This is a genomic window from Microbacterium sp. SORGH_AS_0969 (genome assembly GCF_030818255.1).
Lineage (GTDB): Bacteria > Actinomycetota > Actinomycetes > Actinomycetales > Microbacteriaceae > Microbacterium.
In genome coordinates this window covers 3,154,368-3,172,534 of record NZ_JAUTAG010000001.1, presented here as the reverse complement: position 1 = coordinate 3,172,534, position 18,167 = coordinate 3,154,368, and the positions used below count along the sequence as shown (strand labels likewise).

Below are 18,167 nucleotides of genomic sequence, written 5' to 3'. Positions count from 1 at the left end.
CGGTCACTCCGTGACGTCGTCGTCCCATTCGACGGCGAGCGGCAACGCGTCGGGGTTCACCGCGGCGACGATCTCGGTCAGGACACGGCGGGTCTGCGTCTCGCCGACCCAGAGGTGCTTGCCGCCGTCCACCGCGATGAGCGTCGCGTGCGGGATCGACGCGAATCGCTCGCGAGCCTCGTCAGGGCGCAGGTAATCGTCGAACTCCGGCACGAGCACCACCACACGACGGTCATCGTCACCCCACGCGGCGACCTCCTCGGCGGTCGCGCGATGTAGGGGCGGAGAGAGCAGGATGACGCCTTCGATGTCGTGGTCGCGTCCGTACTTCAACGCGAGCTCCGTGCCGAACGACCAACCGACGAGCCAGGGGCGCGGCAGCCCGCGCTCTCGGACGACGTCCATGGCCGCGGCGACGTCGAAAGCCTCGGCCGCTCCCCCGTCGAACGAGCCCTCACTCGTACCGCGAGGAGAGGTCGTCCCCCGTGTGTTGAATCGCAGGACGGCCAGGTCCGCCAGCGCCGGGAGGCGGCCGGCCGCCTTACGCAGGATGTGCGAATCCATGAACCCGCCGGCGGTGGGCAGGGGGTGCAGGGTGACGAGCGTCGCGACGGGCTCGCGCTCGGCCGGGAGGGCGAGCTCACCCACCAGGGTGAGACCGTCGACGGTCTGCAGATCGATGTCTTCTCGTCGTGCCGGGAGCAGGACGGGTCCGCGAATCTCCATCACGCAATCCTCCAACAGGGTGTGTGCCAGTGGCGACGCGCGGCCAGGTCGGCCGCGTCGCCGAGAACACCGTCCGCGCGCCACACCACCACGTGCGCCACGCCCGGCTCGACAGCCCGACCGCATCCCGGGCAGCGATACTCCTTCTGCGCCTGAGGGGCCGAGATGGGCTGAACGGTCCATTCGATACCGCGCTTGATCTCGCTGCGCTTCCAGCCGGCGATCAACCGGTCGAGCGAGTCATCGCCGCGACGGGGATCCGGCCGGCGCTTGCGTGAGCGGGGCATGGATGCCACTCACCACCAGTGGTTGCTGGTCCAGAACGCGTACGCACCGGCCCAGCTGCCGTAGCGGCCCGTCGCGTACCCGGTCGCCCACCGCAGGTTGTCGACCGGGTCGTACCCGTTACCGGGAACCTTGCTGCACGGCAGCGCTTGCACGAGCCCACACGCCCCCGAGGAGCGGTTCGTCGCGTTCGGGTTCCAGCCGCTCTCGCGGCTCACGATGTAATCGACGTAGCCCATGTCGGACTCGGCGATGCCGGCGGCCGCCATCCACTCGGCGGGCGCACCGCCGCCCGTGTAGAACAGCGGGCCACCCCCGCCTCCCGAAGACCCCTGGTCTGCCGGGGAGGGAGTGGGAGTCGGCGTCGGCTTCGGCTTGACGTAGACGTTGTAGCTCGCACGGTCGAGCTGCGGCGATTCACGCTCGCCCGACGTGGCGACGACCTGCGTGTCGTTCAGCCCCTCGGCGAAGAGCGTCACCGCCTTTGGCTCCTCGGCCTTCGCGCTCGATATCACGGCCCCCATGGGTCCGACGTAGGCCGCCGCGAAGAGAAGGGCGGCGCAGCCGGCGAAGACACCGACCACACCACGGCGGCGAGACCACCGAGGCGCGCCGCGGCGAGGGAGGGCGGGGGGAATGACGTCGGCCGAGTTCGCGCCACGGCGCGAGACGTGGCGCGAAGACGCACGTGTGAGGTCGGATCCGGAAGTCACAGTTCCTCGAGTCTACCGATGCCGCGCAAGGGCGGCGACGTGCGCATCAACCGATCGCGAGCATCACTTCGACGACCGCGTCGAGAACGGCATCCACCTGCTGCTCCCGATAACCGCCGCGTTCCATGCGGAACGCCACCGAACGCACCTGCTCCGCGGTGATCGGGTCACCCGTGGCGAGGTATCGCGCGATGCGGTCGGCGGCGACGTCGACCTCTTCGACGCGGTAGCCGTAACGCATGAAGCCGACGCGATCGAACCGGTGCCCGCGCGGCCGCTGAAGCCGGTCGAGGACGACCTGAGCCGTGTCGCGGGTCTCCGCCACCCACGCCCGCGCGCCCAGACGAGACAGCGCATGTTCGCGCTCGCGCGCGGCGAAGGCGTCTTCGACCCGTCCGAGCGCGGCATCGACCGGTCCGATGGCGTACCCGCCGCGGACGAGCGGGAACGCCATCGCTCGAACCTCTGTCGAGCGCAGTGTGCCGTCTGCGTCGGACTCGAAGGCCTCTCGCGCGCGGGCGAGGAACTGGTCGACGGCGCGCTTCTCGTATCCCTTCGTCCGGCCGGGAGCGTCCGGGAACGGCTCGCTCGTGCGGCGGTCTTCGGTCGTCGTTTCGGTCATGACACTCCCAGCGGGGCGAGCAGATAGAACATCGCGAGGGCGGCGATCGCCGACGGGAGGATCGAGTCGAGGCGGTCGAGGACTCCCCCGTGGCCCGGAAGCCACGAGCTCATGTCCTTGATGCCGAGGTCGCGCTTGACCATCGACTCGCCGAGGTCGCCGACCGTCGCGGTCGCCAGCACGACGGCACCGAAGATCAGCCCGGCCCACCACGGGATGTGGAGCATGAACGCCGCGAGGAGCACACCGGCGACCAGAGCGGCGACGCACGCCCCCGCGAAGCCTTCCCAGGTCTTCTTGGGGCTGATGCGCGGTGCCATCGGATGGCGTCCGCCGCGTCCGAAGGTCAAGCCCGAGACATAGGCACCGGTGTCGGAGACGACCGCCACGATGAGGAAGGCGAGCACCCACCACTCGCCCCGATCCTCCGAGAGCAGGATCGTCGCGAAACTGCCGAGGAACGGGAGGTAGAGCTGGATGAATCCCGCCACGAGGACATCGCCGAGCACGGCGGCGCGCGTGCGCCCGTCGCGAGCGAACATCTGGCCGACCAGACGCCAGACGATGACGATGACGACCGCAGCCAGCGCAGCGACCCAGTGCACCCACAGTCCGGCGAAGAATCCGCTCAGCAGGAGCAGGAGACCGAGTCCGAGCTGCGGGCCGATGTCGACGCGTCGGCCGGATGCCTGGAGGGCGCGCGAGAACTCGAAGATCGCCAGCCCCACGGCCGCCGCCGCGAAGAGGACGAACAGCCACTTGAAGAAGATCAGCGACGCGATGACGACCGCCCCGATCAAAACGCCGATGAGGGTTGCGAGGATCAGGTCGCGGCCCGTGCGCTGCTTGATCCGCTCGTTGGCCTGATCGAACTCGGCGCGGGCCTGCGCGATGTGCTGCTCGGCATCCGATCGCATCGCGCGCAACTGCGATTCGATCGCCGTCACGCCTTCGCCGGTGGCGGGCAATCGGCGCGGTCCGTCGGCACGACGACGACCGGCCGCACCGGTGTGCGGCTCCGCGTCGTCGCGTTCGGACTCATCGGTCATCGACGTCAGACCTCGAGGAGTTCGGCCTCTTTGCGCTTGAGGGCCTCGTCGATCTGGTCGACGTGCCCGCGCGTCACGCCGTCGAGCTCTTTCTCGGCGCGGACCAGCTCGTCCTCACCGACGTCGCTCTTCAGGGCATCGAGGTCGTCCTTCGCCTTGCGGCGCAGGTTGCGGATCTGGACCTTCGCGTCTTCGCCCTTGCCGCGGACGAGCTTGACGTACTCTTTACGGCGCTCCTCGGTGAGCTCGGGCATCGTGATGCGCACGATGTTGCCGTCGTTCGTGGGGTTCACGCCCAGGTTCGGCATGTCGCGGATGGCCTGCTCGATCGCCTTCAGCGCCGACTTGTCGTACGGGTTGATGACGAGCGTGCGCGCCTCGGGGTTGTTCAGCGAGGCGAGCTGGGCGAGCGGCGTCGGCGAGCCGTAGTAGTCGACCAGGACCTTCTGGAACATCTGGGGGTTCGCGCGCCCGGTGCGGACGGTCGCGAAGTCCTCCTTGGCGGCCTCCACGGCGCGATCCATGCGCGTTCCGGCATCGGCGAGCACATCGGCGATCACGGTGACTCCATTCGTTGGGACTGACGTCTCAGTCTAGTCGCGCGTGGGCCCGGCACCCCGGGCCCACGCGGCGGGTCACGCGGTGACGAGCGTCCCCATCGTCTCGCCGAGGAGCGCGCGCGTGACGTTGCCCTCGGGTTCCATCCCGAACACGCGCATGTCGATGCCGTTGTCCATGCACAGGCTGAAGGCGGTCGAGTCCACGACCTTCAGCCCCTTCTGCAGCGCGTCGTTGTACGTCAGGTGGTCGAGCTTCGTCGCGGACGGATCGAGGCGAGGATCGGCCGTGTAGACGCCGTCGACGCCGTTCTTGGCCACCAGGACCTCGACGGCCCCGATCTCGAGCGCGCGCTGCGCCGCGACCGTGTCGGTGGAGAAGTACGGCAGGCCCGCACCGGCGCCGAAGATGACGACGCGACCCTTCTCGAGGTGGCGCACGGCGCGACGCGGGATGTAGGGCTCCGCGACCTGTGTCATCGAGATGGCGGACTGCACGCGTGTGGCGGCGCCGGCCTGCTCGAGGAAGTCCTGGAGGGCGAGGGCGTTCATCACGGTCCCGAGCATGCCCATGTAGTCGGCACGGCCGCGGTCCATTCCGCGCTGGCTGAGCTCGGCGCCGCGGAAGAAGTTCCCCCCGCCCACGACGATCGCGATCTCGACACGATCGACCGCCTCGGCGATCTCTCGTGCGATCTGGCTGACCACGTCGGGGTTGACCCCGAGCTGGCCTCCGCCGAATGCCTCACCCGACAGCTTCAGGAGCACCCGGCGGCGCTTGGTCGCTTCATCGATCACGTGTCATGTCCTCTCGTTCCATCCAAACTATCTGCCTGGCGGGCGGACTCGAAACGTCGCGCGCGCAGGAAAAAGGCCCGGGATGCCATGGCATCCCGGGCCTTGTGACGCGCCGTCAGCCTGTCGAGGTGTTACGCGCCGACCTTGAAGCGGGCGAAGTCGGTCAGGGTCAGACCGGCGTCGGACGCGACCTTGGCGACGGACAGCTTGTTGTCCTTCGCGTAGTCCTGGTCGAGCAGGGCGACCTGCTTGAAGAAGGCGTTGACACGGCCTTCGACGATCTTCGGCAGGGCGGCCTCGGGCTTGCCCTCGTTGCGGGAGATCTCGGTGACGATCTCGCGCTCCTTCTCGACGTCGGCCTCGGGCACGGCATCGCGAGTGAGGTACGAGGGGTTGGCGAACGAGATGTGCTGCGCGATGGAGCGAGCCGTTTCGGCGTCGTCACCGGTGTAGGCGAGCACCACGCCGACCTGCGGGGGAAGGTCCTTGCTGGTCTTGTGCAGGTAGACCTCGAACTTGTCGCCCGAGATGGTGCGGACGCGACGCAGTTCGACCTTCTCGCCGATGATCGCGGCCTCGTCGGAGATCAGCTGCTCGACGGTCTGGCCGTCGGCGTCGGCGGCGAGGGCGGCCTCGACCGAGTCGGCGCCCGCGGCGGCGGCCGCGTCGACGACCTTGTCGGCGAGAGCGATGAAGCGCTCGTTCTTGGCGACGAAGTCGGTCTCGCAGGCGAGCTCGAGCAGCGTCACGGAACCGTTGTTCTCGCGAGCGACGACGAGGCCCTCGCTCGTGGAGCGGTCAGCGCGCTTGGCGTTGCCCTTCGCACCCTTGAGGCGCAGGATCTCGACGGCCTTCTCGACGTCGCCGTCGGCCTCTTCGAGAGCCTTCTTGGTGTCGACCATGCCGGTGCCGAGCTGCTCGCGCAGCGCCTTGATGTCGGCGATCGTGAAGTTTGCCATGGTGTGGCGTCTCCTTGTCGTATGCGTTCTTGATAAGAGCTCGGCGGGGCCGTGGCGCCGCACCTCCACAGGAGGTACGGTCACGACCCCGCCGGATCGTAGCCTGTGCGGGTGACGTCGCGGTGACGCGAACGTCGCGCTGCTTACTTGCTGTCGGCGGCCTCGGCGTCGGCGACCTCGGCGGCGGACTCGCCCGCCTCGGCGGCGACGGTCTCGTCGTGAGCCTCGGCACCGGCCTCGTCGGCAGCCGACTCGGTCGCGGCCTCGGTGGTCTCGGCGTTGGTCTCGAGGAGCTCGCGCTCCCACTCGGCGAGGGGCTCGGCGGCCTCGTCTTCACCGGCGGGCTGGTGACGCTGGATGAGGCCCTCGGCGGCGGCGTCGGCGATGATGCGCGTCAGCAGGCTGACCGAACGGATCGCGTCGTCGTTGCCGGGGATCGGGTACTGGAACTCGTCGGGGTCGGCGTTCGTGTCGAGGATGCCGATGACGGGGATGCCGAGCTTCTTGGCCTCGTCGACCGCGAGGTGCTCGCGCTTGGCGTCGACGACCCAGATGGCCGAGGGGGTCTTCTGCAGGTTGCGGATACCACCGAGCGACTTGTGCAGCTTGTCGAGCTCGCGCTTCTTGAGGAGGAGCTCCTTCTTGGTGAAGCCGCTCTCCGCCGGGGTCTCGTAGTCGAGCTCCTCGAGCTCCTTCATGCGGGCGAGGCGCTTCGACACCGTCTGGAAGTTGGTGAGGAGGCCACCGAGCCAGCGCTGGTTCACGTAGGGCTGGCCCACGCGGGTCGCCTGCTCGGCGAGGACTTCCTGCGCCTGCTTCTTGGTGCCGACGAAGAGGATGGTGCCGCCGTGCGCGACCGTCTCCTTGACGAACTCGTACGCCTTGTCGATGTAGCCGAGCGACTGCTGCAGGTCGATGATGTGGATGCCGGAACGCTCGGTCAGGATGAAGCGCTTCACCTTCGGGTTCCACCGGCGGGTCTGGTGTCCGAAGTGAACGCCGCTGTCGAGCAGCTGGCGGATGGTGACGACGGCCATGGTCGTACTCCTGTTTCTGGGCGCTCGCGCGCCGTGGTTGTGGTTGATCGCGCCGGACGAGTCGTCCGACGAGCCTGGTGCCCGGCGCACACCCGCCAACCGCCGGAGCGGAGGACCATGGGGTGTGGATGCCACGCGATGCGCTGTCCCGAAGGACGGCGCGCTGCGCTCTGGGCACGCGGAGTCATCCCGAATACACGAGATGCGTCTGCCAGTGTACAGGACGGGCATCGGGGACCGCTCGCCCTGGCAGCTCCTCCCCCACGGCGTGTTTCGCCGATTCGTCCCCATTCCGCGGCCTCCGCGCCATCGACGACCGCCGCCCCGGCGACACTGACCCCATGTGGCGTTCACCTCTCCGCTCGGTCTTCGCGGCGATCGCGATCGTCGTGTCCGTGATCTGTCCGGCGGCTGCGGTCTCGGCGACGGATGATCTCGCGCAGCGCGGCTGGGTGTGGCCGGTCGACGAGGTGCAGCTCGTCCGTCGTTACGAGGCACCCGCCCACGCGTACGGACCGGGTCATCGCGGTGTGGACCTTGCGGCGGGCTCGTCCGTTCGAGCACCGGCGGCCGGCCGCATCGCGTTCGCCGGAATGGTCGCGGGCCGACCCGTCGTCACGATCGACCACGGCGACGGTCTGGTGACGACTCTCGAACCGGTCACGACGGAGCTGGCTGCCGGAGACGCCGTTTCGCGGGGATCGCCGGTGGGTGCCGTCGTGGCGGGTGGCCACACCGCGCCGGGGATCGTGCACTTCGGCGTACGGCTCCATGGGCAGTACATCAATCCCCTGCGCCTCTTGGGTGGCGTCCCGCGAGCGGTGCTCCTGCCGTGCTGCTGAAGCCCGACGCGGAGCTCGTCTCAACCGATCTGGTTGTCGCGACCCTCGACCACGCGGTCGCCGACGCCCCCGCCGGCGGTCACGGTATTGTTCTGACCGCGGACCGCGACGGACGAAATCGCGCCCCCCGCGGTGACCCGGGTTCTGTCACCGCTCAAATCGACGCTGCCGATCGCCCCCGCTGAACTGATCGCACCGTCGTTGCCCTGCACCGAGACCGCGCCGATCTCGGCGGCGTCCACCCGGACGCGGTCCCCCGCGATCATGAGGGAGCCGATACGCGCAGCCGTCGCATCGACGGTCAGCGCGCTTCCCGAGACCGATAGCGCGGCGCACGCCCCCTCGACACGCACGGTCTTCTCGCTCCCCGAAATCGATGCGGACTCTCCGTCGGCGCAGGTCACCCCGTCACCGTCCGTCGTGCCGCCATTGCCCGTGTCGCCGTTACCGGTCCCGTTGTTCGAGGACGCGGATTCCGCGGGCACCGGGGTCGACGCAGTGAACGACGGGCTCGCGGGGACCACCGACGGGGACGGAACGGTCCCCGCGGGGTGTGTCGCGCCTGCCCCCATCCCCGGGGGCAGGCGAGTGACGGTCGGCTGTGGCGCGAGCGCGCAGCCCGTCAGCAGCGCGACGAGAACCCCTGCCGCCAGAGCGACACTTCGCCTACGTCCTCGCCGATTCACCCTTCCACGGTAGGGCTCGCGGAGGGAGGGGCGCTAGCTGTTCGCCTTCACCGGATTCGACAGCGGTCGTGGCCGTGGCAGCTGACGCGCGGGTGTCTCTCGATCGGGAGGTCCTGGGCGCATGCAGGACGCGAGTCCGCGCGCGGCGAACGGCGGACAACGAGCGGCGACGTCTCGTCGAGAGGTCAGGCGCGCGGGTGCGCGAGCCGGTAGGCCTCGCGTAGTCGCTCACCCGAGACGTGGGTGTAGATCTGCGTCGTCCCGAGACTCGCGTGCCCGAGGATCTCCTGGACGGTCCGCAGATCTGCGCCGCCGTCGAGAAGGTGGGTGGCCGCGGAATGTCTCAAGGCGTGCGGACCGAGCGCCTCGGCTCCCACTGCAGGGCCGACGACCCGTGACACGAGCGCATGGACGGCACGCGGGCCGAGCCGCGCGCCCCTCGCACCGATGAACACGGCGCGTCCGGCCCCGCCATCGTCGCGCGCGCTCAACACGGGCCGACCGCGCACGAGGTAGGCATCCAGTGCGCGCGCGGCGGGGAGGCCGTACGGAACGACTCGCTCTTTGTCTCCTTTGCCGCGCAGGCGCAGGGTGCGATTGTCACGGTCCACGTCGTCGAGGTCGAGTCCGCACAGCTCCGACACGCGCGCGCCAGACCCGTACAGCATCTCCAGGACGGCGTGATCGCGAAGCTCGAGAGGATCGCCGGTCTCGGCGCGGGTTGCGGCGCTCGCGAGAACCTCGTCGAGAGCCGAACTCGTCGCGACGACGGGCAGGGTCCGCCCCCGTTTCGGGGCGACGAGGCGAGCCGACGGGTCGAAGTCGATGAGGCCCTCGTCTCGCGCCCACGAGAAGAAGGCACGGACGGACGACGTCCGTCGAGCGGCGGTTGCTTTGGACAGGCCGGTGGTCGTCGCCTCCCACTGCCATTCGCGGAGCATCTCGATGTCGAGGTCGGCCAGCTCAGGGTCGCGCGTCGAGCGCACCAGGTCTGCGAGGTCGGATCGGTACGCGCGAACGGTGGCCGGTGAGAGTCGGCGCACGGTCGCAAGGTGCGACAGGAACGCCTCTGCGGCGGCGGAAGAGCGCATGACTCCAGATTGCCCCCGATCGCTGCCGAGGGGTGACAGGGCGCGCGCGGACTCCTCGTCGAACGGTGATTCCCGGCGGCCCGCGTCGTGGGCAAGTGCACACCGACGCCGCACGGACTCGCGTCACTCGCGCACCGCACGCCAGCCTCCGTCGTCGTCCCGCACCACCCGCCCCTCGAGCTCGGCGAGTCCGAGGTGAGTCTGCGCCTCTGCCACCGAAAGTCCGCTGCGGCGCGCGATGTCGTCCGTCCGCCGCCCGACGCGCGGGGAGAGAGCGTCGAAGATGCGAGTTGTCTCGTCCGTCCGCCCCTCGTCCGGAGACCCCCCGGGAACCTGTGTCATCGACACGTCGCCGAGCATCTCGCGAACGTCCTCAGCCGAGGTCACGCACACGCCGCCGTACTCCCGCAGGATGCGATGGCACCCCGCTGACGCCGCCGAGGTGACGGGCCCCGGAACCGCCCCCAACGCTCGGCCCAGAGTCGCCGCGTGCGCCGCGGTGTTCAGTGAGCCGCTCCTCCACCCGGCCTCCACCACGACCACGGCGTCCGCCATCGCGGCGATGAGGCGATTTCGTGCGAGGAACCTCCATTTCGTGGGGCTCGATCCGCACGGGGTCTCGCTCCAGACCGCGCCGGATACGGCGATCCGTTCGAGCAGCCCTTCGTGCCCGCGCGGGTACGCCCGATCAACTCCCCCCGCGAGGAAGGCGACCGTCGTCGCGCCCGTCGACAGCGCCGCCCGATGAGCGGCCCCATCGATCCCATAGGCCGCCCCGGAGACGATCGCGACCCCGGATGCGCCGAGTTCGGCGGCGAGATCTGCGGTCACGCCCTCGCCGTACGGCGTCGCCGCGCGCGCACCCACGATCGATACGGCCGGTGCGAGGGGGTCTCCGACGCTCCCCCGCACCCACAGTGCGACGGGAGCGTGGAAGCCGAGGTCGTCGACACGCGACGGCCAGTCGGGATCGCCGGGCACCACCAGGCGGGCCCCCGCTCGTCGAGCGCCGTCGAGAGCGGATCGGACGGCCGCGGGGCGCAACCTCGGCGACCACCGCGCGCGGGCCGCCGCCCACTCGTCGTCCGTCGGCGTCGCGGCCGTCCGCAGAGCCTCCACGGCGCCGACGGCGGTGATCAGCGCCCCCGCTGCGCCGTCCCCCGGCTCGGCGATGACGTTCCAGATCGTGCGTGCATATGCCTCGCATTCCATCCCGGCCACCACACCCGAGATGCCGGTGAGCGCAGCACGAGCTGCCTCGGGAGACAGATCGGGCAGGCTCACGCGCTCATCCCCCGCCGGAGGTACAGCGCCCGCCCGATGTCGTCCACCGTGATTGCGTCGTGACCAGCGATGTCGGCGACGGTCCACGCGACGCGGAGCAGGCGGTCGTACCCGCGCAGGGTCAGTGCGCCGCGCCGCAGCGCGGTATCGAGCGGGCGGAGCACGTCGACGGATGGAGACGCGGGTCCTCTCAGCCACGTCCCGGGAGCGTCCGCATTCCGCGACCAGGGGGTGTCCGCCCAGCGTCGGGCAGCGCGCTCCCGCGCGTCGGCGACGATGGCCCTCGCCTCACGAGTCGTGATGGTCGCGGTCTCGGTGCCGCGCCTCGCGGCGGACACCCGTTGGAGGCGCAGATCGATGTCGATCCGATCGAGCAGAGGGCCGGAAAGGCGGCGCGTGTACCGACGGATCGCCTGGGGCGGGCATTCGCAGGAACCGCCGGGAACGCCGTACTGCCCGCACGGGCAGGGGTTGGTCGCGACCACGAGTTGGAATCGCGCGGGGTAGGTCGCCGCCACACCCGAGCGATGAAGGTGGATCTCCCCACTCTCGAGCGGCTGGCGCAGGGCATCGAGGACCGAGGCGGGGAACTCTCCGCCCTCATCGAGAAACAGCACGCCCTCGCTCGCACGGGCGATGGCCCCCGGCCGCACGATGCCGGACCCGCCCCCGATCAGTGCCGCAGCGCTCGCGCCATGGTGGGGGCTCTCGAACGGCGGGGTCCGAGACAGGCGTACGACGGTCTCACCCGAGAGCGAGCGAACGGAGGCCACCGATAGCGCTGCCTGGTCGTCCAGGTCGGGAAGGATGCCGGGGAGTCTGCGCGCCAACATCGTCTTGCCTGCCCCCGGTGGACCGCTCATCAACATGTGGTGCCCGCCGGCGGCAGCGACCACCAGCGCGTCCACCGCGTCGGTTTGTCCGACGACGTCGGCGAGTTCGAGCGCCGGAGCGTCGCGGGCCGGCGGCACCGTAGGAAGGACCGGCTCGAGGTCCGCGGCGTCGCACGAGCCGCCGTGCCACCGCACGACCTCGGCGAGACAGCCGGCGGCACAGACCTCCATTCCCTCGACGAGGTCCGCCTCGCCCGCGTTCGCGGCGGGGACCACCACGCGCCGATGACCGGCCCTGCGGGCGGCCATCACCGAGGGAAGCACGCCGGGCACCGGGCGAAGACGCCCGTCGAGCCCCAGCTCGCCGATGTGCACGGTCGCGGAGACGCGGGCGGCATCCATCGATCCCGTCGTCGCGAGCGCGGCCACCGCGATGGCGACATCGAAACCCGAGCCGCGCTTGGGCAGGCTGGCCGGGGAGAGGTTGACGGTGATCCGACGCTTGGGAAGGTCGAGTCCGCGGTTCGCACACGCGTTGCGGACCCGGCGACCGGCTTCGCCCAGCGCCTTGTCGGGGAGACCGATGATCGAGAACTCCGGGGTCTGCTGTGACAGGTCGGCTTCGACCTCGACGAGGTCGCCCCGTAGGCCTGACAGGGCGACCGCCCAGGTGCGGGCGACGGTCACAGGGCATCCTCGAGATGCTCGAGCCGCGCGGTCGACGGATCCGGCCCCGTCACCGCGATCGCGTCGAGCCGCAATCGACGACCGCGTGCCTCCTCGGGGTGCTCCGCCATCCACGCCATCGCGAGGCGCCAGAGTCGAGCGGCCTTGCGCGCGTCGATGGCGTCGAAAGGGTGACCGAACGCCTCACTCGTCCGTGTCTTGACCTCGATGACCACGAGCGCCCCGTGGTGATCCGCGACGATGTCGATTTCGCCCTGCGGACATCGCCAATTGCGATCGAGGATGAGATAGCCGCTACTGCTGAGGTGCGCGACGGCGCGGTTCTCACCGGCTCGTCCGAGTTCGTCTTTCGCTGCCATGCCCGAGAGCGTGACAGCCGCGGCCGGTCGCCGTGAGGGTGGAAGGCGCTTTCGGTGGAGGAGTCAGCGATTCACCGTATTGGGGAGGAGAGCCCCGCCGCGATCCTCAGTTGTCGAGCGAGAGCTCTTCGGGCAGCTGGAAGTCGCGACGCGAGAGCTCTTCGACGTTCACGTCCTTGAACGTCAGCACCCGCACGGACTTCACGAACCTATCGGCCCGGTAGATGTCCCACACCCAGACGTCCGACATCGAGATCTCGAAGTAGAAGTCGTGCTCGGTGTCGCGGCGGACGACGTTGACATCGTTGGCCAGATAGAACCGGCGTTCAGTCTCGATCACGTACTGGAACTGCTGCACGACGTCGCGATACTCGCGGTACAGGGCCAGTTCGAGTTCGCGGTCGTAATCCTCGAAGACGTCGTCATCCATGGTCTCTCCATCCTAGGCGCGCATGGTCGCGCAGGTCGCACGGCGTCGACGGCCCGGGCGCGTCCTGGCCCGCAGCCGACGTCCAGCCTCGTCTCGTCCGCGAGGCGGAGCAGTCAGAACAGCGTGGGGGCTGCGGCGATCGCCCAGGAGTGCCGGTGGTGCACGCTCATGCCGTGCGCCGAGATCGCCTCGCGGTGATCGAGGCTCGCGTAGCCCTTGTTGCGCGCCCAGCCGTACGCGGGCAGGTCGTCGTGCAGATAGGTCATGACGGTGTCACGGGCGACCTTGGCGATGACGGATGCCGCCGCGGCGCTCGCGCAGTCACGGTCGGCCTTGACGATGGGCTGAACGCGCAGGCCGCGCTCCCCCGCCGGGGTGATGTAGTCGTGGTTGCCGTCGAGGATCACCAGCGCGTCTTCGGGGACGACACCGTGCGCGCGAAGGTCCGCTATCGCCCGGACGGCGGCGAGCCCGAGGGCGCGGATGATGCCGATCTCATCGATCTCGTCAGAGCTCGCCCACCCGACGGCACTGTGCTGGACGAAGGCCGCCGCGCGGGCTGCCACCTCGGGCCGGCGCGCCTCCGGGACGAGCTTCGAATCGCGCAGCCCGGCCGGAACGCGCTTGCGCGATCGCGCGGGATCGATCACGGCGGCGCCCACAGCCACCGGCCCCGCGAGCGCTCCGCGTCCGACCTCGTCGCACGCGATGATCAGCGCGTGCTCTTTGAGCAGGCGCCGTTCGAGCGTCAGCGTGGGTTCGATCACGGGGTGGCCTCCGGGGCGGGCACCCCCGCGAAGACGTTGTGGTGGAAGTCGATGAGCCCGAAGCGCGAGAACGGCCACGTGATCAGGAAGGCACGTCCGACCACGTTGTCGATCGGCACGAACCCCTGTCCGGGCTGATCCTGGTTGAAGCGGGAGTCCTTCGAGCTGTTCCGGTTGTCGCCGAGCACCCACAGCGAACCGGGGGGAACGGTGATGTCGTACGGAACGGGATTGGGGGCCGTAGCCCCGGGCGCGAGCTTCACGTACGGCTCGTCGAGGGGGACGCCGTTGACCGAGGTCTGCCCCAGGGCGTTGCAGCAGACGACATGGTCGCCGGGCGTTCCGATCACCCGCTTGATGAGGTGGTCATCGCTGTCGGGCGCCGAGAGGCCGAACAGCGACAGCACCCAATCCGCGCCCTCTTCCAGCGGTGGACGCGCGGGTTCGGTGTTCACGGGCAGCCAGCCACCCGGATCGCGGAAGACCACCACGTCGCCTCGCGAGTACTGCCCGAAACGCGGCGTGAGCTCGTCGACGAGGATCCGGTCCTGCTCGATCAGCGTGTTGTTCATCGACGCGGAGGGAATGTAGAACGAGCGCACCACGAACGTCTTGACGAGGAACGAGACGACCAGGGCGATCAGGATGATCACGACGATGTCGCGCAGGAAGGCGCCCCATCCCCGTCGTCGACGGTCCGGAGAAGCGGATGCCGTGGCATCCGGGGTCGACGCGGTCTGGTCGCTCATGCAAGATCCTTCACCGGGCTCGCCGCACACCGGAGAACCCGCAGCAACAAGGGTCGCACATCGCACGCCCTGCGCCGGACGGCGTGGCCATGAAAACGCCGAACGCCCCGTGACGGAGCCACGGGGCGTTCGAGAGAGTCGACTCAGCGGTCGCGCTTCTCCTTGATCTTGGCCTTCTTGCCGCGGAGGTTCCGCAGGTAGTACAGCTTGGCGCGGCGCACGTCGCCGCGCGTGACGACCTCGATGTGGTCGATCACGGGGCTGTGGACCGGGAAAGTGCGCTCGACGCCGACCTGGAAGCTGACCTTGCGGACGCAGAAGGTCTCGCGCACGCCGTCGCCCGAGCGGCCGATGACGACGCCCTGGAACACCTGGATACGCGAGCGGCTGCCTTCGGTGATGTTGACGTGCACCTTGACGGTGTCGCCGGGGGCGAAGGCGGGGATGTCGGAGCGGAGCGAAGCCGCGTCGACGGAGTCGAGGATCTGCATGATCATCACTTCCTGCGACCGCCACAGGTCGATCGCACGATAAAGAGGGAAAAGGTGAGGCGTGCCCGAGGCCGCGGATGCGGCGGGACTCCCCTGAGGCAGAGCCGGTCAGGGCACAAACACCTATTCTGCCATGCCCCGCGAGCCGCGCCAAACCGGCTCAGTGCCCCGGTCGGTTCTCCGGCACCACGATCACGTCGGCGGCGGTCCGCGGGTGCGGCGGGTCGGGCGTCGGGGGAATGTACGCGGTGCCGTCCTGCGCGTGCAGAACGGTCACCGAACCGCGCGCTTCGTTCCACAGCTGCGACAGCGACGACCAGAAGAGCACGAGCGCACCGACCACGCTGAGGGCCAGCAGAGCGAAGAACAGCCGCGCGTCGTAGAAGCCCAACGCGACGATGACGAGGTGCCAGAGACCGAGCCCGGCGATGTCGCGCCAGCCGGCGGCGCCGGTCAGCCTCACGCTGGCCCGCGCGCGGACCAGCAGCGTGAGGAGGATCTCCGAGACGAACACGGTCGGGGCCGCGATCAGCAGCCAGAGCAACGCCCACCCGCTTCCGCCGGCGAACACGATCCACCCGACGAAAAGCCACAGCGGCAGAACGAAGGCGGCAGGGAACAGCCATCGGAGGAACACTCGGCGAAGCACCATGGAGCGAGGCTACGCACCCACACTGTGCAGCGCCTATGAGTGAGGAAGGCGTGCGACGGGCGGACGGGCGGGATCGGGGAGAATGGTCGGTGACGAAGGGAACCACCGATGATCGAACTGCGCACCCCTGCCGAGATCGAGGCGATGCGCCCGGCCGGCCGATTCGTCGCCGAGGTGCTGGCGACGTTGCGCGACGAGACCAAGGTGGGCACCAATCTCCTCCACCTCGATCGCCGCGCGCACGACATGATCCGCACCGCCGGAGCGGAGTCCTGCTACATCGACTACCACCCGTCCTTCGGGGCGAGCCCGTTCGGAAAGGTGCTGTGCACCTCGATCAACGATGCGGTGCTCCACGGCCTCCCCCACGACTACGTGCTGCGCGACGGTGACCTCGTGTCGCTCGACTTCGCGGCATCCGTCGACGGATGGGTCGCCGACTCGGCCGTCTCGTTCGTGGTCGGCACTCCCCGCGACGAGGACCTCGCTCTCATCGACACCACCGAGCGCGCCCTGGTCGCCGCGATCGACGCGGCGACCGTCGGCCACAAGATCGGCGACATCTCCGCGGCGATCGCTGCCGTCGCCCACGCCGAGGGGCTCAGCATCAACACCGACTTCGGCGGTCACGGCGTCGGCCGCACGATGCACGGCGACCCGCACGTCGCCAACGACGGCAAGGCCGGGCGGGGTTACCCCCTGCGCGCCGGCCTGGTCGTCGCGCTCGAGCCGTGGTTCCTCCAGACGACCGACGAGCTCGTGACGGATCCGGACGGCTGGACCCTCCGCAGCGCCGACGGTTCCCGCGGCGCGCACTCGGAGCACACCGTCGCGATCACCGCAGACGGACCGATCGTGCTCACCGACCGGTCGTTCCTCGGCGTCGACTGACAGACGAATGACGGATGCCGCGGCCTCGAGGCCGCGGCATCCGTCATTCGTGCGAGATCTCAGTCGGCGAGCAGGTCGGGCCGACGTTCCCGCGTGCGTTCGAGCTGCTGCTCACGCCGCCAGGTCGCCACGGCACCGTGATTTCCGCTGAGAAGCACCGGCGGCACCTCGCGCTCGCGCCACACGGCCGGCTTGGTGAACGAGGGGTACTCCAGGAGCCCGTCTTCGTGCGACTCCTCGACGAGGCTCTCGGGATTGCCGACGACGCCGGGGATGAGACGGCCGATGGCCTCGACCATCGCCATGACGGCGACCTCGCCGCCGTTCAGCACGTAGTCGCCCAGCGAGAGGAGTCGCACATCGCCGAGCTCCGCGGCGTAGTCGAAGACGCGCTCGTCGATCCCCTCGTAGCGACCGCAACCGAAAACGAGGTGCGACGCCGTGGAAAGCTCGCGCGCGGTCGCCTGGGTGAACCGCTCACCGGCGGGCGACGGGAAGATGATGACGGGTCGGGACTCGGCGTCACGTGTGACGTCGTCGAGGGCTTCGCCCCACGGTTCGGGCTTCATGACCATGCCCGCTCCCCCGCCGTAGGGGGTGTCGTCGACCGTGCGATGGCGGTCGTGCGTGTAGTCGCGCAGGTCGTGCACGCGGACGTCGAGAAGGCCCGTCGTCCGGGCTTTCCCGAGCAGCGACACCTCGAGGGCGTCGAAGATCGTCGGGAAGATCGAGACGACGTCGATACGCACGTCAGTCCTCGCGGCGGGGTTCGTCGGCGCTCGCGGCGTCCTCGCTCGGGGCGTCCTCGGACTCGGGACCTTCGGCATCGGTCGGCTCGTGCTCGTCGCCCTCGTCGCTCGGAAGGTCCTCGAAGAGACCGGCCGGGGGCGTGACGACCACGCGCCCCCCCGCGATGTCGACCTCGGGCACGATGGCGCTCACGAACGGGACGAGAACCTCGCGGTCCTCGCCGGAGGGGCGCACGATCAGCAGGTCCTGCGCGGGGAAGTGGTCGACCCGGACGACACGTCCGACGGTCTCGCCATCACGCACGACATCGAGCCCGACGAGCTGGTGGTCGTACCACGCGTCGTCTTCGGCGGGAGCGTCGGCGGTGTCCTGGTCGATCCACAGGATCGCCTTGACGAGCTCTTCGGCGGCCGTGCGGTCGTCCACGCCCTCGAAGAACGCGACCGGGTGCGAGTTCATCCACCGGAACTCGCGGACCGTCAACGGACGACCGTGCCACGGCGACGACTCCGGCACCTGCAGCGTGAACGTGTTACCCGGGACGAAGCGCCCCTCGGGGTCATCGGTGTAGAGCTCGAGCTTGAAGGCGCCCTTGAGGCCGTGGGCCTTGACGAGCCGCCCCACGCGGAGCTGAGTCTTGGCGGGCTGACCGCCCGCGGGTTCGCCGGCCGCCATCAGTCGTCGGCCACGTCGACGCGCACGCGGCGCCCGTCGGCGAGGGCGGACACGACCGTACGCAGAGCCTTGGCGGTGCGTCCGCCGCGCCCGATCACGCGACCCCGATCATCGGGGTGCACGCGAACCTCCAGTACGTCGCCGCGGGGCGAGGTGCTGGAACGGATGGTCACGTCGTCGGGGTGATCGACGATCCCCTTGACGACGTGTTCGAGCGCGGCAGACAGCACGGGA

Annotated in this window: 24 protein-coding genes; 2 read left to right on the top strand and 22 right to left on the bottom strand. The window is 69.6% G+C overall.

What is annotated here, in order from left to right; genetic code table 11:
• Nucleotides 1-3 precede the first annotated feature (3 nt).
• The 9 genes from QE388_RS14865 to rpsB all read right to left on the bottom strand — a co-directional run bounded on the left by QE388_RS14865 (nt 4) and on the right by rpsB (nt 6,746).
• Nucleotides 4-726 carry an alpha/beta hydrolase gene (locus QE388_RS14865; RefSeq protein ID WP_307386087.1) on the bottom strand — a complete coding sequence of 241 codons (723 nt, stop codon included), beginning with the start codon at nt 724-726 and terminating at the stop codon, nt 4-6.
• Nucleotides 726-1,013 carry a hypothetical protein gene (locus QE388_RS14860; RefSeq protein ID WP_275801832.1) on the bottom strand — a complete coding sequence of 96 codons (288 nt, stop codon included), beginning with the start codon at nt 1,011-1,013 and terminating at the stop codon, nt 726-728. The genes QE388_RS14865 and QE388_RS14860 overlap by 1 nt, the downstream gene beginning before the upstream one ends.
• A 9-nt stretch (nt 1,014-1,022) precedes the next feature.
• On the bottom strand, nt 1,023-1,724 hold the full coding sequence (locus QE388_RS14855) for a transglycosylase SLT domain-containing protein (RefSeq protein ID WP_307386085.1): 702 nt from the start codon (nt 1,722-1,724) through the stop codon (nt 1,023-1,025).
• 46 nt (nt 1,725-1,770) lie between these two features.
• Complete coding sequence (locus QE388_RS14850; protein ID WP_275801834.1) at nt 1,771-2,346, bottom strand: DivIVA domain-containing protein; 576 nt, start codon at nt 2,344-2,346, stop codon at nt 1,771-1,773.
• Nucleotides 2,343-3,395: a phosphatidate cytidylyltransferase gene (locus tag QE388_RS14845; protein WP_307386083.1), complete on the bottom strand. Its 1,053-nt coding sequence runs from the start codon at nt 3,393-3,395 to the stop codon at nt 2,343-2,345. The genes QE388_RS14850 and QE388_RS14845 overlap by 4 nt, the downstream gene beginning before the upstream one ends.
• A 5-nt stretch (nt 3,396-3,400) precedes the next feature.
• Nucleotides 3,401-3,955, bottom strand: a complete 555-nt coding sequence (frr, locus tag QE388_RS14840; protein WP_307386081.1) for a ribosome recycling factor — start codon at nt 3,953-3,955, stop codon at nt 3,401-3,403.
• 75 nt (nt 3,956-4,030) lie between these two features.
• On the bottom strand, nt 4,031-4,750 hold the full coding sequence (gene pyrH / locus QE388_RS14835) for a UMP kinase (RefSeq protein WP_275797029.1): 720 nt from the start codon (nt 4,748-4,750) through the stop codon (nt 4,031-4,033).
• Nucleotides 4,751-4,881: 131 nt separating this feature from the next.
• Nucleotides 4,882-5,709, bottom strand: coding sequence for a translation elongation factor Ts (gene tsf, locus QE388_RS14830; RefSeq protein ID WP_275801315.1), 828 nt, complete (start codon nt 5,707-5,709; stop codon nt 4,882-4,884).
• A gap of 143 nt (nt 5,710-5,852) precedes the next feature.
• A complete protein-coding gene (gene rpsB, locus QE388_RS14825; protein ID WP_307386080.1) occupies nt 5,853-6,746 on the bottom strand; it encodes a 30S ribosomal protein S2 in 894 nt (297 codons plus the stop codon).
• A gap of 341 nt (nt 6,747-7,087) precedes the next feature.
• Between rpsB and QE388_RS14820 the strand changes: the two genes are divergently transcribed.
• Nucleotides 7,088-7,588, top strand: coding sequence for a murein hydrolase activator EnvC (locus QE388_RS14820; RefSeq protein ID WP_307386078.1), 501 nt, complete (start codon nt 7,088-7,090; stop codon nt 7,586-7,588).
• Between the two features lie 20 nt (nt 7,589-7,608).
• Here the strand turns inward: QE388_RS14820 and QE388_RS14815 are convergent, their stop codons facing one another.
• From QE388_RS14815 to QE388_RS14770, 10 genes are all read right to left on the bottom strand, one after another.
• Nucleotides 7,609-7,941, bottom strand: a complete 333-nt coding sequence (locus QE388_RS14815; RefSeq protein ID WP_307386076.1) for a hypothetical protein — start codon at nt 7,939-7,941, stop codon at nt 7,609-7,611.
• 518 nt (nt 7,942-8,459) lie between these two features.
• Nucleotides 8,460-9,365, bottom strand: a complete 906-nt coding sequence (locus QE388_RS14810) for a tyrosine recombinase XerC (RefSeq protein WP_275801324.1) — start codon at nt 9,363-9,365, stop codon at nt 8,460-8,462.
• A 123-nt stretch (nt 9,366-9,488) separates the two neighbouring features.
• A complete protein-coding gene (gene dprA, locus QE388_RS14805; protein ID WP_307386074.1) occupies nt 9,489-10,649 on the bottom strand; it encodes a DNA-processing protein DprA in 1,161 nt (386 codons plus the stop codon).
• Nucleotides 10,646-12,169 (bottom strand): YifB family Mg chelatase-like AAA ATPase, encoded by a 1,524-nt coding sequence (locus tag QE388_RS14800; RefSeq protein ID WP_307386072.1) that lies wholly within the window; start codon nt 12,167-12,169, stop codon nt 10,646-10,648. Before QE388_RS14800 ends, dprA begins: the two co-directional genes overlap by 4 nt.
• Nucleotides 12,166-12,528: a YraN family protein gene (locus QE388_RS14795; RefSeq protein WP_275801330.1), complete on the bottom strand. Its 363-nt coding sequence runs from the start codon at nt 12,526-12,528 to the stop codon at nt 12,166-12,168. Before QE388_RS14795 ends, QE388_RS14800 begins: the two co-directional genes overlap by 4 nt.
• Nucleotides 12,529-12,634: 106 nt before the next feature.
• Nucleotides 12,635-12,958, bottom strand: coding sequence for a DUF2469 family protein (locus tag QE388_RS14790; protein WP_013586353.1), 324 nt, complete (start codon nt 12,956-12,958; stop codon nt 12,635-12,637).
• Between the two features lie 113 nt (nt 12,959-13,071).
• Nucleotides 13,072-13,725: a ribonuclease HII gene (locus tag QE388_RS14785; RefSeq protein WP_307386070.1), complete on the bottom strand. Its 654-nt coding sequence runs from the start codon at nt 13,723-13,725 to the stop codon at nt 13,072-13,074.
• Nucleotides 13,722-14,474: a signal peptidase I gene (lepB, locus tag QE388_RS14780; RefSeq protein ID WP_275801333.1), complete on the bottom strand. Its 753-nt coding sequence runs from the start codon at nt 14,472-14,474 to the stop codon at nt 13,722-13,724. The genes QE388_RS14785 and lepB overlap by 4 nt, the downstream gene beginning before the upstream one ends.
• Before the next feature lie 143 nt (nt 14,475-14,617).
• Nucleotides 14,618-14,965, bottom strand: a complete 348-nt coding sequence (gene rplS, locus QE388_RS14775) for a 50S ribosomal protein L19 (RefSeq protein ID WP_307386065.1) — start codon at nt 14,963-14,965, stop codon at nt 14,618-14,620.
• Nucleotides 14,966-15,125: 160 nt separating this feature from the next.
• Nucleotides 15,126-15,617: an MFS transporter permease gene (locus QE388_RS14770; protein ID WP_307386064.1), complete on the bottom strand. Its 492-nt coding sequence runs from the start codon at nt 15,615-15,617 to the stop codon at nt 15,126-15,128.
• Between the two features lie 108 nt (nt 15,618-15,725).
• Between QE388_RS14770 and map the strand changes: the two genes are divergently transcribed.
• Complete coding sequence (map, locus tag QE388_RS14765; RefSeq protein WP_058597685.1) at nt 15,726-16,508, top strand: type I methionyl aminopeptidase; 783 nt, start codon at nt 15,726-15,728, stop codon at nt 16,506-16,508.
• Between the two features lie 59 nt (nt 16,509-16,567).
• On the opposite strand, the gene trmD is transcribed toward map, so the two are convergent.
• Genes trmD through QE388_RS14750 form a run of 3 tightly spaced genes read right to left on the bottom strand, consistent with a single transcriptional unit; the run spans nt 16,568 to nt 18,163 of the window.
• Nucleotides 16,568-17,257, bottom strand: coding sequence for a tRNA (guanosine(37)-N1)-methyltransferase TrmD (gene trmD, locus QE388_RS14760; protein ID WP_275798126.1), 690 nt, complete (start codon nt 17,255-17,257; stop codon nt 16,568-16,570).
• Nucleotide 17,258: 1 nt separating this feature from the next.
• Nucleotides 17,259-17,933 carry a ribosome maturation factor RimM gene (gene rimM / locus QE388_RS14755; protein ID WP_275798128.1) on the bottom strand — a complete coding sequence of 225 codons (675 nt, stop codon included), beginning with the start codon at nt 17,931-17,933 and terminating at the stop codon, nt 17,259-17,261.
• Nucleotides 17,933-18,163: an RNA-binding protein gene (locus QE388_RS14750; protein WP_275798129.1), complete on the bottom strand. Its 231-nt coding sequence runs from the start codon at nt 18,161-18,163 to the stop codon at nt 17,933-17,935. Before QE388_RS14750 ends, rimM begins: the two co-directional genes overlap by 1 nt.
• Between the last annotated feature and the right edge of the window lie 4 nt (nt 18,164-18,167).

Coding starts and splice junctions, on each gene's coding strand:
- QE388_RS14820 (WP_307386078.1), top strand. CDS start 7,088: ATGTGGCGTTCACCTCTCCGCTCGGTCTTCGCGGCGATCGCGATCGTC.
- QE388_RS14790 (WP_013586353.1), bottom strand. CDS start 12,958: ATGGATGACGACGTCTTCGAGGATTACGACCGCGAACTCGAACTGGCC.
- rpsB (WP_307386080.1), bottom strand. CDS start 6,746: ATGGCCGTCGTCACCATCCGCCAGCTGCTCGACAGCGGCGTTCACTTC.
- rimM (WP_275798128.1), bottom strand. CDS start 17,933: ATGGCGGCCGGCGAACCCGCGGGCGGTCAGCCCGCCAAGACTCAGCTC.
- QE388_RS14770 (WP_307386064.1), bottom strand. CDS start 15,617: ATGGTGCTTCGCCGAGTGTTCCTCCGATGGCTGTTCCCTGCCGCCTTC.
- QE388_RS14845 (WP_307386083.1), bottom strand. CDS start 3,395: ATGACCGATGAGTCCGAACGCGACGACGCGGAGCCGCACACCGGTGCG.
- map (WP_058597685.1), top strand. CDS start 15,726: ATGATCGAACTGCGCACCCCTGCCGAGATCGAGGCGATGCGCCCGGCC.
- tsf (WP_275801315.1), bottom strand. CDS start 5,709: ATGGCAAACTTCACGATCGCCGACATCAAGGCGCTGCGCGAGCAGCTC.
- QE388_RS14795 (WP_275801330.1), bottom strand. CDS start 12,528: ATGGCAGCGAAAGACGAACTCGGACGAGCCGGTGAGAACCGCGCCGTC.
- QE388_RS14865 (WP_307386087.1), bottom strand. CDS start 726: ATGGAGATTCGCGGACCCGTCCTGCTCCCGGCACGACGAGAAGACATC.
- QE388_RS14860 (WP_275801832.1), bottom strand. CDS start 1,013: ATGCCCCGCTCACGCAAGCGCCGGCCGGATCCCCGTCGCGGCGATGAC.
- rplS (WP_307386065.1), bottom strand. CDS start 14,965: ATGCAGATCCTCGACTCCGTCGACGCGGCTTCGCTCCGCTCCGACATC.
- lepB (WP_275801333.1), bottom strand. CDS start 14,474: ATGAGCGACCAGACCGCGTCGACCCCGGATGCCACGGCATCCGCTTCT.
- QE388_RS14810 (WP_275801324.1), bottom strand. CDS start 9,365: ATGCGCTCTTCCGCCGCCGCAGAGGCGTTCCTGTCGCACCTTGCGACC.
- QE388_RS14850 (WP_275801834.1), bottom strand. CDS start 2,346: ATGACCGAAACGACGACCGAAGACCGCCGCACGAGCGAGCCGTTCCCG.